General features: G+C 52.8%; 12 protein-coding genes. All 12 read left to right on the forward strand.

Annotated elements, in window-relative coordinates; translation table 11 throughout:
* Positions 1-181 precede the first annotated feature (181 nt).
* Positions 182-613 (forward strand): nucleoside-diphosphate kinase, encoded by a 432-nt coding sequence (ndk, locus tag FY046_RS17975; protein ID WP_062744669.1) that lies wholly within the window; start codon positions 182-184, stop codon positions 611-613.
* 169 nt (positions 614-782) lie between these two features.
* A complete protein-coding gene (locus tag FY046_RS17980) occupies positions 783-1,952 on the forward strand; it encodes a bifunctional tRNA (adenosine(37)-C2)-methyltransferase TrmG/ribosomal RNA large subunit methyltransferase RlmN (RefSeq protein WP_133845864.1) in 1,170 nt (389 codons plus the stop codon).
* A gap of 87 nt (positions 1,953-2,039) precedes the next feature.
* Positions 2,040-2,771: a type IV pilus biogenesis/stability protein PilW gene (gene pilW, locus FY046_RS17985; RefSeq protein WP_133845865.1), complete on the forward strand. Its 732-nt coding sequence runs from the start codon at positions 2,040-2,042 to the stop codon at positions 2,769-2,771.
* A complete protein-coding gene (gene rodZ / locus FY046_RS17990; RefSeq protein WP_133845866.1) occupies positions 2,761-3,744 on the forward strand; it encodes a cytoskeleton protein RodZ in 984 nt (327 codons plus the stop codon). The genes pilW and rodZ overlap by 11 nt, the downstream gene beginning before the upstream one ends.
* A gap of 40 nt (positions 3,745-3,784) precedes the next feature.
* Complete coding sequence (gene ispG / locus FY046_RS17995) at positions 3,785-4,906, forward strand: flavodoxin-dependent (E)-4-hydroxy-3-methylbut-2-enyl-diphosphate synthase (protein ID WP_133845867.1); 1,122 nt, start codon at positions 3,785-3,787, stop codon at positions 4,904-4,906.
* A gap of 64 nt (positions 4,907-4,970) precedes the next feature.
* Positions 4,971-6,248: a histidine--tRNA ligase gene (gene hisS, locus FY046_RS18000; protein ID WP_446186335.1), complete on the forward strand. Its 1,278-nt coding sequence runs from the start codon at positions 4,971-4,973 to the stop codon at positions 6,246-6,248.
* Between the two features lie 37 nt (positions 6,249-6,285).
* Complete coding sequence (locus tag FY046_RS18005) at positions 6,286-6,906, forward strand: YfgM family protein (RefSeq protein ID WP_133845869.1); 621 nt, start codon at positions 6,286-6,288, stop codon at positions 6,904-6,906.
* 44 nt (positions 6,907-6,950) lie between these two features.
* Positions 6,951-8,132, forward strand: coding sequence for an outer membrane protein assembly factor BamB (bamB, locus tag FY046_RS18010; protein WP_133845870.1), 1,182 nt, complete (start codon positions 6,951-6,953; stop codon positions 8,130-8,132).
* Positions 8,133-8,351: 219 nt separating this feature from the next.
* Positions 8,352-9,851, forward strand: coding sequence for a ribosome biogenesis GTPase Der (gene der / locus FY046_RS18015; protein WP_133845871.1), 1,500 nt, complete (start codon positions 8,352-8,354; stop codon positions 9,849-9,851).
* A gap of 65 nt (positions 9,852-9,916) precedes the next feature.
* Complete coding sequence (locus FY046_RS18020) at positions 9,917-10,135, forward strand: zinc ribbon domain-containing protein (RefSeq protein WP_133845872.1); 219 nt, start codon at positions 9,917-9,919, stop codon at positions 10,133-10,135.
* Positions 10,136-10,396: 261 nt separating this feature from the next.
* Positions 10,397-12,823 (forward strand): glucose/quinate/shikimate family membrane-bound PQQ-dependent dehydrogenase, encoded by a 2,427-nt coding sequence (locus FY046_RS18025; protein WP_167864710.1) that lies wholly within the window; start codon positions 10,397-10,399, stop codon positions 12,821-12,823.
* A 224-nt stretch (positions 12,824-13,047) separates the two neighbouring features.
* Positions 13,048-13,581 carry a hypothetical protein gene (locus tag FY046_RS18030; RefSeq protein ID WP_167864711.1) on the forward strand — a complete coding sequence of 178 codons (534 nt, stop codon included), beginning with the start codon at positions 13,048-13,050 and terminating at the stop codon, positions 13,579-13,581.
* Positions 13,582-13,620: the final 39 nt, after the last annotated feature.

Genomic DNA, 13,620 nt, shown 5'->3' on the forward strand with positions numbered 1-13,620 from the left:
CCACGGGCTGCGTAAAATAGCCGCAGGTGGGGAAAAAATGTCGCGATGAGGATCGGGTTTTTCATTAAATTATTGAATCTCCGATAGGCATCTCTCGCGATGCCCCCTATAATCTGCGGCCATTTTCCCGGCCGGGAACCGTTTTCGCGGCTAAACTCGAAAGATAATACAGGGGTCAACAATGACTATTGAGCGTACATTTTCCATCGTAAAACCAAACGCTGTGGCAAAGAATGTTATCGGTGCCATCTTCAACCGTTTTGAAAGCGCTGGCTTCAAAATCGTTGGCAGCAAAATGCTGCACCTGAGCAAAGAGCAGGCTGAAGGTTTCTACGCTGAACACCAGGGTAAACCTTTCTTTGATGGCCTGGTTGAATTCATGACCTCTGGTCCGGTTGTTGTTTCCGTACTGGAAGGCGAAAATGCCGTACAGCGTCACCGTGACCTGATGGGTGCAACTAACCCGGCGAACGCGCTGGCGGGTACGCTGCGTGCTGACTACGCAGACAGCTTCACCGAGAACGCGACTCACGGTTCTGATTCTGCTGAATCTGCTGCCCGTGAAATCGCTTACTTCTTCGGCGAAGGCGAAATCTGCCCGCGTACCCGTTAATTCGGTTGCCTGACGGAAAAGGGTTTACAAAAAAAGTGTGTTTGCTGCTTTAACCCTTACGAAGTCATGAGTACAATAATGCGCCCCTGACGTTGTGTTCAGGGGCGCTTCTATTTTATTCACTCCAAACCCAGAGCCATAACGTGTAACAACGAGGCCAGAGAATATTATGTCAGAACTTATTGTGACGCCGTCGTCCGAATCTCCTGCAATTGCCATCCCTAAAAAAGACAAAATCAACCTGCTCGATCTCAATCGTCAGCAGATGCGTGAGTTTTTTGCCAGCATGGGTGAAAAACCGTTTCGTGCCGATCAGGTGATGAAATGGATCTATCACTACTGCTGTGATGATTTCGATGAGATGACCGACATCAACAAGGTTTTCCGTAACAGGCTGAAAGAGGTCGCTGAAATACGCGCACCAGAAGTCGCGGAAGAACAACGCTCAGCCGATGGCACCATTAAATGGGCCATTCAGGTGGGTGGGCAGCAGGTAGAAACCGTCTACATTCCAGAAAAAGATCGCGCCACGCTGTGTGTCTCTTCCCAGGTGGGCTGTGCGCTGGAATGCAAATTCTGTTCAACGGCGCAGCAGGGCTTTAACCGTAACCTGCGTGTATCCGAAATTATTGGTCAGGTATGGCGTGCAGCTAAAATAATCGGTGCCGCCAAAGTCACTGGCCAGCGCCCTATCACCAACGTGGTGATGATGGGGATGGGTGAGCCATTGCTCAACCTGACCAATGTGGTTCCGGCAATGGAAATTATGCTGGATGATTTTGGCTTTGGCCTGTCAAAACGCCGCGTGACGCTATCCACGTCGGGTGTAGTTCCTGCGCTGGATAAGCTGGGCGATATGATCGATGTGGCGCTGGCGATCTCGCTGCATGCGCCTAATGACACAATTCGTGACGAAATTGTACCGATCAACAAAAAGTACAATATTGCGACGTTCCTGGCATCCGTCAGCCGTTATATCGGCAAGTCTAATGCTAATCAAGGGCGTGTGACCATCGAGTACGTGATGCTCGATCACATCAATGACAGCACTGATAATGCGCATGAATTGGCCGCGTTGTTAAAAGATACGCCGTGCAAAATTAACCTGATCCCGTGGAACCCCTTCCCGGCAGCACCTTATGGTCGCAGTTCGAACAGTCGCATCGATCGCTTCTCTAAAGTGTTGATGGATTACGGTTTTACTACTATTGTGCGTAAAACCCGTGGTGATGATATTGATGCTGCGTGTGGTCAGTTGGCAGGTGATGTTATTGACCGTACTAAGCGCACGTTGAAAAAGAAATTGGCTGGAGAAGCCATCTCTGTGAAGGCGATCTGAAACCCGGTGTTTTCCTGCCTAATTCCGTATTGAACCTGGCAATATTGGCGTACGATAAGTGGCTGATAAAAACAGGGAGAGACAGGGATGCGGGCAGGGATAATCGCCTTTGTGCTGATAATGTTGCTGGCGGGATGTCAGACTTCGCCACAGCCAGATGCACTGGTTGAAACACGGATTCAGTTGGGAATGGCCTGGTTGGCGCGCGGTAACAATGATGCTGCACGCAGGAATTTGCAGCGTGCAATCGCCATTGCACCAGGCGATTACCGTACCCAACTGGCGATGGCTCGCTACCAGCAGCAGACAGGCAACAACAGCATGGCGCAGCAACATTATCGTCACGCCCTGAAATTAGCAGCGCAAAACAGCTATGTGCTTAATAATTACGGTGCGTTTCTCTGCGGATTAGGGCAGTATGATGCGGCACAACGGCTGTTCAGCAGGGCAATGGATGATTCAGCAAATGGGCTTCGTGCCGACAGTGTTGAAAATTCCGGCTATTGTTTTTTGAATGCCGGCCAGCATGAAAAAGCGCGAGAAGCGCTGAAGGATGCGGTGAAAATCGATCCGACCAAAGGAATGCTAATGCTGGCAGAAGCCGAAAGGCGATTTGGAAAGGGGAGTCGTGCAGATTCACGGCTCCTGTTAGATGTTTATCAACACAACTTTCCTGTTTCGGCAGAAAGCCTGTGGTTAGAGATTCGCTTCGCCGCGCAGGTCAATCAGCCCGATGAAGTTCATTATTATGGGGCTCAACTTGCGCGAATTTTTCCACAATCGATACAGTACCAGCATTTCTTAGCTAATGAATACTGAAGCCACTCAAGACAAACCTAACGTAAATTCAACAGGCGAGCGCCTGCGTGGTGCCCGTGAACTCATGGGCCTGACTCAGCAGAATGTTGCTGAACGCCTCTGCCTGAAACTTTCCACTGTTCGTGATATTGAAGAGGACAAGTCGCCTGCCGACCTGGCATCGACCTTTTTGCGTGGCTATATCCGTTCTTACGCGCGTTTGGTTCGCGTGCCGGAAGAAGAGCTGCTACCGATGATGGCCAAGCAGGCCCCGGTCAGAGCCGCGAAAGTTGAACCGATGCAAAGTTTTTCCCTCGGTAAACGCCGCAAAAAACGCGACGGCTGGTTGATGATTTTCACCTGGCTGGTGTTGTTTGTGGTGGTGGGATTGACGGGAGCCTGGTGGTGGCAGAATCACAAAGCCGCTCAGGATGATCTGGTTTCAATGGCCGATCAAAACGCGTCGTCCGAAGGGGATAACAGTCAGTCGATCCCTTTGACCGACAGTAATGCCAACAGCGCCACTGATAGCAGTGGGCAAACGGCCATTCCACTGGATACCACACCAGCAGCAGATTCTGCGAACACGGGCAGCACTCCAGCTGCCACGGCGCAGGTACCTGCGGCAAATACTCAGGCTGATAATTCTCAGCCTGCTGTGGTTTCACCAAGTCAGGCACCGGCTGAGGCCGGTGTCAGTGGGCAACTGCCTACCAGCAGCGCCGGCGTCAGCCAGCCTGCTGTTGACCCAAACGCCGTAGTGATGACTTTTTCCAGCGATTGCTGGCTGGAAGTAACCGATGCAGCAGGCAAGAAACTGTTCAGCGGTATTCAGCGTAGTGGTGGTAAACTCAGCCTTGCCGGCACCGCCCCCTATCGTTTGAAGATTGGTGCGCCGGCCGCAGTACAGATCGAATATCAGGGTAAACCTGTCGATCTGAGTCGTTTCATCCGTACTAACCAGGTTGCTCGCCTGACTATCGGTGCGCAATAACGCATCTTCCTCTGGTCGCGAGTGATTGTGGAGAAAGAATATGCATAACGAAGCACCCATTACCCGTCGCAAATCAAAGCGCATTTACGTCGGCAAGGTGCCCGTGGGTGACGGTGCACCTATTGCCGTCCAGTCCATGACCAATACCCGCACTACCGACGTTGCCGCTACGGTCGCTCAGATCAAAGCTCTGGAGCGCGTTGGTGTCGATATCGTGCGTGTGTCCGTACCAACGATGGATGCCGCAGAAGCTTTCCGTCTTATCAAACAGCAGGTAAATGTCCCGCTGGTCGCTGATATCCATTTTGACTACCGTATTGCCCTTAAAGTTGCCGAATATGGCGTGGACTGTCTGCGCATCAACCCCGGCAACATTGGTAATGAAGAGCGTATTCGCTCTGTGGTGGATTGCGCGCGTCATTACAATATTCCCATCCGCATTGGTGTTAACGGCGGATCGCTGGAAAAAGATTTGCAGGAAAAGTACGGTGAGCCCACTCCGCAGGCGCTGCTGGAATCCGCGATGCGTCATGTGGACATCCTCGATCGCCTCAACTTTGATATGTTCAAAGTCAGTGTGAAAGCCTCCGACGTGTTCCTGGCCGTTGAGTCCTATCGACTTCTGGCGAAGCAGATCGACCAGCCGCTGCATTTGGGCATCACCGAAGCGGGTGGTGCACGTGCGGGTGCCGTCAAATCGGCCATTGGCCTGGGGTTGCTACTGTCGGAAGGCATCGGCGATACGTTGCGTATCTCGCTGGCGGCCGACCCGATTGAAGAAGTAAAAGTCGGCTTCGATATCCTTAAGTCGCTGCGTATTCGCGCGCGCGGTATCAACTTTATCGCCTGCCCAACCTGTTCACGTCAGGAATTTGACGTGATCGGCACGGTGAATGCGTTAGAAGAGCGGCTGGAAGATATCATCACACCGATGGATATTTCGATTATCGGCTGTGTGGTGAACGGCCCGGGTGAAGCCACCGTTTCCACGATGGGCGTCACTGGCGGCAGCAAGAAAAGCGGTTTCTACGAAGATGGCGTGCGTCTGCGCGAGCGTCTGGATAACGACAATATGATCGATCAGTTGGAAGCCCGCATTCGTGCGAAAGCCACCATACTGGACGCATCGCGCCGGATTGATGTCCAGCAGGTCGAAAAATAAACTGCAAGGGGCGGCCTTTTATTTCGGTCGCCCCTTGCTGAATCAAATTGATGAGAGAAAACTAGTGGCGAAGAATATCCAGGCCATTCGCGGCATGAACGACTATTTACCTGCTGATACCGTGGTATGGCAGCGTATCGAACAGATCCTCAAGCAGGTGCTGGGCAGCTATGGATTCAGCGAAATTCGCCTGCCGATTGTAGAGCAGACCCCGTTATTCAAACGCGCTATCGGTGAAGTGACCGATGTGGTTGAAAAAGAGATGTACACCTTTGATGACCGCAACGGTGAAAGCCTGACGCTGCGTCCTGAAGGTACCGCGGGTTGTGTACGCGCGGGCATTGAACACGGTCTGCTGTACAATCAGGAACAGCGTCTGTGGTATATCGGCCCGATGTTCCGCTATGAGCGTCCACAAAAAGGGCGTTATCGTCAGTTCCATCAGATTGGTGCTGAAGTGTTTGGTCTGCAAGGCCCGGACATCGATGCGGAACTGATCATGATGACGGCCCGCTGGTGGAAAGCACTGGGTATCTCTGAGCATGTCAGCCTGGAGCTGAACTCCATCGGTTCACTGGAAGCCCGTGCCAATTACCGTGATGCGCTGGTGGCCTTCCTCGAACAGCATATTGACGTGCTGGATGAAGACTGCAAACGCCGCATGTATACTAACCCGCTGCGCGTGCTGGATAGCAAAAAACCGGATGTTCAGGCACTGCTGAATGATGCACCAACGCTCGGTGATTATTTGGATGACGAGTCCCGCGAGCATTTCGCCGGGCTGTGCAGCCTGCTCGATGCAGCCGGTATTGCTTATACCGTCAACCAGCGTCTGGTGCGTGGCCTCGACTATTACAACCGGACCGTGTTTGAATGGGTGACCAGCAGCCTCGGTTCACAGGGCACCGTCTGTGCCGGTGGACGTTATGATGGCCTGGTTGAACAGTTGGGTGGACGTGCAACCCCGGCGGTCGGTTTTGCGATGGGCCTGGAACGTCTGGTCCTGCTGGTGCAGGCGGTTAATCCAGAATTTGAACCGACGCGTATTGTTGATGTCTATGTTATCGCTTCGGGTCAGGGCGTACAGAGCGCGGCGATGCTGCTGGCAGAACAGCTGCGTGACGCGCTTCCGGAACTGAAGCTAATGACTAACTTTGGTGGCGGTAACTTCAAGAAGCAGTTTGCCCGTGCAGACAAGTGGGGCGCCCGCATTGCACTGGTACTCGGTGAAGATGAAGTGGCCAATGGCCAACTGGTGATTAAAGATTTGCGTAACGGCGAGCAACAAACGCTGGCACAAAGTGCTGCGGCAGCTACGCTGGCATCGATGTTACAGCGTTAAGCCTCTGCGGCGGCACGATTTAAAGGAGTAGGATTGCGTGGAAGTGTATAGCAACGAGAACGAACAGGTAGATGCGCTGAAGAACTTCTTTGCTCAGAATGGCAAAGCGTTAGTGGTTGGCGTTGTTCTGGGCGTCGGCGCATTACTGGGCTGGCGTTACTGGAGTAATCATCAGGACAGCGGATCGCGTGAAGTGTCCGCGTCTTATCAGCAGGTGACGTCGGCGCTGGACGCCACGAAACCCGCTTCGCTTGACGCAGTAGCTAAATTTGCCAGCGAAAACAGCAATACCTACGGTGCACTGGCTTCTCTGGATTTGGCAAAACGCTATATTGACAACAATCAGTTGGATAAAGCGGTAGACCAGTTGCAGAGCGGCCTCAAGAGCACCAAAGATGCTAACTTGCAGTCGGTTCTGAACCTGCGCCTTGCACGCATCCAGTTACAGCAGAAGCAGCCTGACGCCGTGTTGAAAACACTGGAAAGCGTTAAAGGTGACGGCTGGGCAGCTATCGTGGCTGATGTACGCGGTGAAGCGTTACTCAGCAAAGGCGATGTCAAAGGCGCACGCGATGCGTGGAGCAAAGGAATCGCTTCTGATGCGTCTTCGACGCTGAAAGAGATGCTGCAAATGAAAGTGAATAATCTGCCGGGCTAAATAGCTCCTTGTACATTTGGCCTTACAGGCACAAGAGGGATTTCATGGAATTGCGTAAGTTACTTCTGCCGGGACTGATGTCAGTCACCTTGCTCAGCGGATGTTCATGGTTCAGCGGTGAAGAAGATGTTGTCAAAATGTCACCGTTGCCGACAGTGCAGAATCAGTTCGAACCAGAAAAAGTCTGGAGCACCTCAGTGGGCAATGGCGTAGGTGATTTCTACTCCAACCTGCACCCGGCCTGGTCTGAGAATACCGTCTATGCCGCTGACCGCCACGGTGTGGTCAAAGCGCTGAATTCAGGCGATGGCAAAGAACAGTGGAAAGTCGACCTGGCAGAAAAAACCGGTTGGTTATCCAGCAATATTCCCGCGCTGCTTTCCGGTGGCCTGACCGTTGATGCGGGTCATGTCTATGTCGGTAGTGAGCGTGGTCAGGTTTATGCGCTGAACACCAGCGATGGCTCTATCGCCTGGCAGACTAAAGCGGCCGGTGAAGTGTTGTCCCGTCCGGTTGTCAGCGATGGCCTGGTGCTGGTTCATACCAGCAACGGCATGCTGCAAGGTCTGGATCAGACCAGCGGTAACATCAAGTGGACCGTTAACCTCGACGTGCCAGCCCTGAGTCTGCGCGGTGAGTCTGCACCTGCGACGGCCTTTGGTGCTGCCATTGTTGGTGGTGATAACGGCCGCGTCAGCGCGGTGATTATGAACCAGGGCCAGATTATCTGGCAGCAACGTATCTCCCAGCCAAGTGGTGCGACGGAAATCGATCGCCTGGCCGACGTAGACACAACGCCGGTTATCGTTAACGGTGTCGTGTATGCCTTAGCCTATAACGGTAATTTGACCGCGCTGGACCTGCGTTCAGGCCAGATTCTGTGGAAACGCGAAATCGGTTCCGTTCACGACATGATCGTCGACGGTGGCCGCATCTTCCTGGTAGACCAGGATGACCGTGTGATTGCACTGAATACCGACGGTGGCGTGAGCCTGTGGCGCCAGAGCGATCTGCTGCACCGTAACCTGACATCACCCGTTCTGTATAATGGCTATCTGGTCGTCGGTGACAGCGAAGGTTATCTGCACTGGATCAATACTGACGATGGCCGTTTTGTTGCTCAACAGAAACTGGACAGCTCCGGTTTCCAGACCGAACCGGTTGTTGCCAGCGACAAGCTGCTTATTCAGTCTAAAGACGGTGAGGTTTACGCGATTACGCGTTAATTCCTCAGCAAGTCTGTGCCCCACAGAATTCAGCCTGCCGCGACTGCAGCGGGCTGAAAGTTGAAGGGTAAGCGGCTCCTGATTGTTCAGGGGCCGTTTTGTTTTATCCAAGGCGTGTTATTCTAGGCGCCATCGGCCTGAGTACAGCGGCAGTTTATCTGCCGGAACAGCGAATAATATCGCAGCCAGGCGCTTATTTTTTAGTTATGAGGCTTCACTATGGTACCTGTGGTCGCGCTTGTCGGGCGTCCCAATGTGGGAAAATCCACCCTGTTTAACCGTTTAACGCGTACACGAGATGCGCTGGTGGCGGATTTTCCAGGGCTGACTCGAGATCGCAAATATGGTCGCGCCGAAATAGAAGGGCGTGAGTTTATTTGTATCGATACCGGTGGTATCGACGGCAACGAAGAGGGCGTGGAAACACGCATGGCGGAACAGTCGCTGTTGGCGATTGAAGAAGCCGATGTTGTGCTGTTTATGGTCGATGCGCGTGCCGGGCTGATGCCTGCTGACACCGCTATTGCCAAGCACCTGCGTTCGCGCGATAAGCCAACCTTTATCGTTGCCAACAAAACCGATGGCCTGGATGCCGACTCTGCCGTGGTCGATTTCTGGTCACTCGGTCTGGGCGAAATCCATCCGATTGCTGCTTCCCACGGGCGTGGTGTCACCAGCCTGCTGGAACTGGTATTGCTGCCATGGATGGATGTTGTTGCGCCAGAACGTGAGCTGACGGAAGAAGAAGAAAACGAAGCCTACTGGGCGGAGTTTGCGGCAAAAGAAGCCAAAGCCAACGGCGAAATGCCGGAAGACGAAGAAGATGATTTCAACCCGCTGGATCTGCCGATCAAGCTGGCGATTGTCGGTCGTCCGAACGTAGGTAAGTCAACGCTCACTAACCGTATTCTCGGTGAAGAGCGCGTGGTGGTTTACGACATGCCGGGTACCACGCGTGACAGTATTTATATCCCGATGGAGCGTGACGGGCGTGAATATGTCCTGATCGATACGGCCGGGGTGCGTAAACGCGGAAAAATCACTGAAACCGTTGAAAAGTTCTCGGTGATCAAAACCCTGAAAGCGATTGAAGATGCCAACGTTGTTCTGCTGGTCATTGATGCGCACGAAGGCATTTCCGATCAGGACCTCTCACTGCTGGGCTTTATCCTCAATAGTGGGCGCTCACTGGTGATTGTGGTCAACAAGTGGGATGGTCTGTCACAGGAAATCCGTGATGAAGTGAAAGAGCAACTGGACTACCGTCTGGGCTTTATCGACTTCGCCCGTATTCACTTTATCTCTGCTCTGCACGGCAGTGGCGTGGGTAACCTGTTTGAATCGGTGACCGAAGCTTACGACTGTTCAACACGTCGTGTTAACACCTCCATGTTGACGCGTATTATGAACATGGCTGCCGATGACCATCAGCCGCCGCTGGTGCGTAGCCGCCGCGTGAAGCTGAAATATGCCCACGCCGGGGGATATAACCCACCGATTGTGGTCATCCACGGAAACCAGGTGAAAGACCTGCCGGACTCCTACAAACGTTATCTGATGAACTACTTCCGTCGTTCACTGGAAATCATGGGTACGCCAATCCGTATTCAGTTCAAAGAGGGTGAGAACCCTTATGAAGGCAAACGTAACCTGCTGACGCCAAATCAGCAGCGTAAGCGCCAGCGCTTAATGAGCCATCTGAAAAAGAACAAACGTTGATCCACAAGGGGGCCTGATGGCCCCCTTTGTTTTATGCTGAAAAGCAAAGACGATGGAGAAACCCGATGGACAGACTTTGCCCGCATTGCCAGCACCCCCTCACGACCACGGACAGCGGTGTTTTCTGCCCGCACTGCCAGCATCATTTCGTTGCCTGTTGCCCTGATTGCCATCTTCCTCTGACTGTCCTGAAAGCCTGTGGCGCAGTGGACTACTTCTGTGAGCATGGGCACGGCTTGATGTCCAAAAAACACCTGCTATTACTCCCCGTTGATAATCCATAAACCCCGGAAATAATCACGATAATCATTTTGTGCGATTTCCCGTCTATAGTTATCGAAGATAGACGGGTTGTTAATTTTCTGTTTATCAGATTATGAACCTGGTGGTACAATCCTGCCGCTTGCTACCGGTGCTCAGCCACGCCAGCCGTGAGGTCAGAGCATCAGCGGTGAAAGCAGGACGGGATCGCTTCCGTGTAACATGTTAATAAAAATAAGGTATTCATAAAAAGCTGCCTTATTTTCTCCAGGAGTATTTCTGCTATGCCTCAAATAAATGCCGGGTCATCTAAATGGCTGGGCCTGTGGTGTTTCTTGCTGGGATTAATTTTACTGGCAACAGGCCTTTACTTTGTCATTGGTGGGGGAAAATTAGTTTCACTCGGTGGGAGCTGGTATTTCGTGATTGCCGGTATTGTCACCGTGCTGTCCGCCATCCAGTTCTTCCGTCGCCGGGCTTCCGCAGTGGTGATTTTTGCTCTGGTGTTTATTGGTTCCGCCATCTGGGCTGTGCTGGATGCCGGTATCGACTTCTGGCCGCTGGTTTCCCGCCTGATGTTCCTGGCAGGTATGCTGCTGCTAGCGTTGATCACCTGGCCGTCTCTGCGCAAACATGAAGGCAAACCTGCCTGCGCGAAAGGGGCTTATGGCCTTGGCGTGGTGACCGTGGTTGGCCTGCTGGCAACCCTTTATGGCATGTTCCAGCCGCATCCGACCGTCGCAAATGGTCAGGAGCTGCCGCTGGTGCCCGTTGATAAGTCAACGGAGCAGAAAAACTGGGATAACTACGGTAACACCGCAGGCGGTAGCCGCTTTGTGGCTCTGGACCAGATCACCCGCGATAACGTGAAAGATCTGAAACCTGTCTGGACCTACCACACCGGTGATATCCCGGAAAGCCCGACCGGCAGCGGCGCTGAAGATCAGCAAACACCATTGCAGATTGGTGATCGCGTATTCCTCTGTACTCCGCATAACAACGTGATTGCTCTGGATGCTGATACCGGTAAGCAGCTCTGGAAAACCGAGATTAACGCACAGTCTCAGGTCTGGAACCGCTGCCGTGGCCTGGCCTATTTCGATGTCAGCAAACCGCTGGAACAGCCTACCGTTCCTAACTCAACGCCTGTCACACCTGTGACGCTGGCTGCGGGCGATACCTGTCAGCGCCGTATTCTGATGAACACCATCGATGCGCGTCTGGTCGCGATCAACGCCGACAATGGTGAAATGTGCCAGAACTTCGGTGACAAAGGTTTTGTTGACCTGAAAGCCGGCCTGGGCGATGCCAGCGATCCGAAATATCAGTTAACCTCAGCGCCAACTCTGGCCGGTACGACTGTTGTCGTCGGTGGCCGTGTGGCGGATAACGTGCAGACTGATATGCCTGGCGGCGTACTGCGCGGCTTTGATGTGATCACCGGTGAAATGCGTTGGGCCTTTGACCCGGGCAACCAGGATCCAAATGCGAAACTGGAAGAGGGTAAAACCTTCGTTCGCAGCACGCCGAACTCCTGGGCACCGATGTCCTATGACGCGGGCATGAACACCGTGTTCCTGCCGATGGGAAGCTCGTCTGTTGACCTGTGGGGTGCGAACCGTAACGCGCTGGATCATAAATACGGTGCTTCGATTCTGGCACTGGATGCGACCACCGGTAAAGAGAAGTGGGTTTATCAGACCGTGCATAACGATCTGTGGGACTTCGATATTCCGATGCAACCAAGCCTGATCGACTTCCCACAGAAAGATGGCAGCACGAAGCCAGCGGTGGTGTTTGGTACGAAAGCGGGCCAGATCTTTGTGCTGGACCGTCTGACGGGGCAGCCTCTGACGGAAGTGAAGGAAGTGCCGGTTAAACCAGGTAACATCCCGAACGAGCAGTACACCCCAACGCAGCCGAAATCCGTAGGTATGCCGGAGATTGGTGCGGGTACGCTGAAAGAGTCTGACATGTGGGGCGCGACGCCATTTGATCAGCTGGCTTGCCGTATTGGTTTCAAATCCATGCGTTACGATGGCCTGTACACTGTACCGGGGACTGACCTCTCTCTTAGCTTCCCGGGATCGCTGGGTGGCATGAATTGGGGCAGCCTGTCGACCGATCCGAATAACCACTACATCTTCGCCAATGACATGCGTCTGGGCCTGTGGGTGCAGATGGTGCCGGTGAAAGCCGATGCGAAAGCCAGCGATGGCGGTGAAGCGGTTAACACTGGTATGGGGGCCGTTCCGCTGAAAGGCACGCCGTATGCCGTGAACAAAAACCGCTTTATGTCGCCAATGGGTATCCCTTGCCAGAAGCCACCATTTGGTACGCTTTCGGCTATCGACCTGAAAACACAGAAAGTGGTATGGCAGGTTCCGGTTGGCACCGTGCAGGACACCGGTCCGCTAGGCGTGAAAATGCATGCACCGATGCCGGTAGGTATGCCGACACTGGGCGGTACGCTGGCAACACAGGGCGGCCTGGTGTTTATCGCAGGAACGCAGGATTACTACCTGCGTGCATTCGATACCTCAACCGGTAAAGAAGTATGGAAAGCCCGTCTGCCAGTGGGCAGCCAGGGTGGCCCGATGAGCTACAAATCACCGAAAACCGGTAAGCAGTACATCATCATCTCTGCGGGCGGTGCGCGTCAGTCCCCCGATCGTGGTGACTATGTGATCGCTTACGCACTGGACAAATAAGGCGCAGCGACTCACTCGCTAACCTGATGTCAAAAAAGCCCCTTCATCGCTGAAGGGGCTTTTTTTGTCGGTCACTTTGTGGAGTTAACACTATCCGTCCTGGATGAGGGGGTAAAATCATGCAATTATCGGATCTTTTGAGCCAGGGCGGGAAACACTAAGCGCGCTGTTATAATTGAGTCATAACGTTTATCCCCTCTGATAATGAATAAAAGGAGAGATTAATGGAAAAGATAGAAAACCTGATAATAACACTGAAACAGTGCATTCCAGCATTGGATACCGCGCCATTACAGAGCGAAAAACCACTTAATGATGAGCAGTTTACGCTCTTAGAGTGGCTGTATAAGCACCTTAGCGCGCAAAACCTCATGGTCTATGAGGAATGGAAAGAATACACCGGTGATATTCCCGCATTAAAAACGCTGTCTGATTTATCTATGCCTGAAGCACCCGCGGACTTTATTTTTTCAGCTATCGAGAAAATAGATTGGTCAACAGCCAGTATTGATCCCTATGAGATAGCCTATTTCGTGCCGTGGCTCGAGCATATTAATTTTTATTTAAAGCCGCACGCATTAAGGTTAATCACCCTGCTGCCATTTGAAAATGCCTATATTTTCTGTGTGCGGGATGATGAAGTCTTACTGCAAAAACTGGAGGCAAGCCTGCAAGCTTTTGACATGGGCATCCATGACCGGCAGCCAATGGATCAACAACAGGTATTAGCGGACATCGAACAGCTGATTTCTCAATAACGACCGGCAACAGACATTTGCCGGGGTGAAATGAGTCAG

The sequence above is a fragment of the Erwinia sp. 1181_3 genome (genome assembly GCF_052824965.1).

Excerpts from the sequence above, each read along its gene's own strand:
- ndk (WP_062744669.1), top strand. The coding sequence starts at position 182 with ATGACTATTGAGCGTACATTTTCCATCGTAAAACCAAACGCTGTGGCA.
- FY046_RS17980 (WP_133845864.1), top strand. The coding sequence starts at position 783 with ATGTCAGAACTTATTGTGACGCCGTCGTCCGAATCTCCTGCAATTGCC.
- pilW (WP_133845865.1), top strand. The coding sequence starts at position 2,040 with ATGCGGGCAGGGATAATCGCCTTTGTGCTGATAATGTTGCTGGCGGGA.
- rodZ (WP_133845866.1), top strand. The coding sequence starts at position 2,761 with ATGAATACTGAAGCCACTCAAGACAAACCTAACGTAAATTCAACAGGC.
- ispG (WP_133845867.1), top strand. The coding sequence starts at position 3,785 with ATGCATAACGAAGCACCCATTACCCGTCGCAAATCAAAGCGCATTTAC.
- bamB (WP_133845870.1), top strand. The coding sequence starts at position 6,951 with ATGGAATTGCGTAAGTTACTTCTGCCGGGACTGATGTCAGTCACCTTG.
- der (WP_133845871.1), top strand. The coding sequence starts at position 8,352 with ATGGTACCTGTGGTCGCGCTTGTCGGGCGTCCCAATGTGGGAAAATCC.
- FY046_RS18020 (WP_133845872.1), top strand. The coding sequence starts at position 9,917 with ATGGACAGACTTTGCCCGCATTGCCAGCACCCCCTCACGACCACGGAC.
- FY046_RS18025 (WP_167864710.1), top strand. The coding sequence starts at position 10,397 with ATGCCTCAAATAAATGCCGGGTCATCTAAATGGCTGGGCCTGTGGTGT.
- FY046_RS18030 (WP_167864711.1), top strand. The coding sequence starts at position 13,048 with ATGGAAAAGATAGAAAACCTGATAATAACACTGAAACAGTGCATTCCA.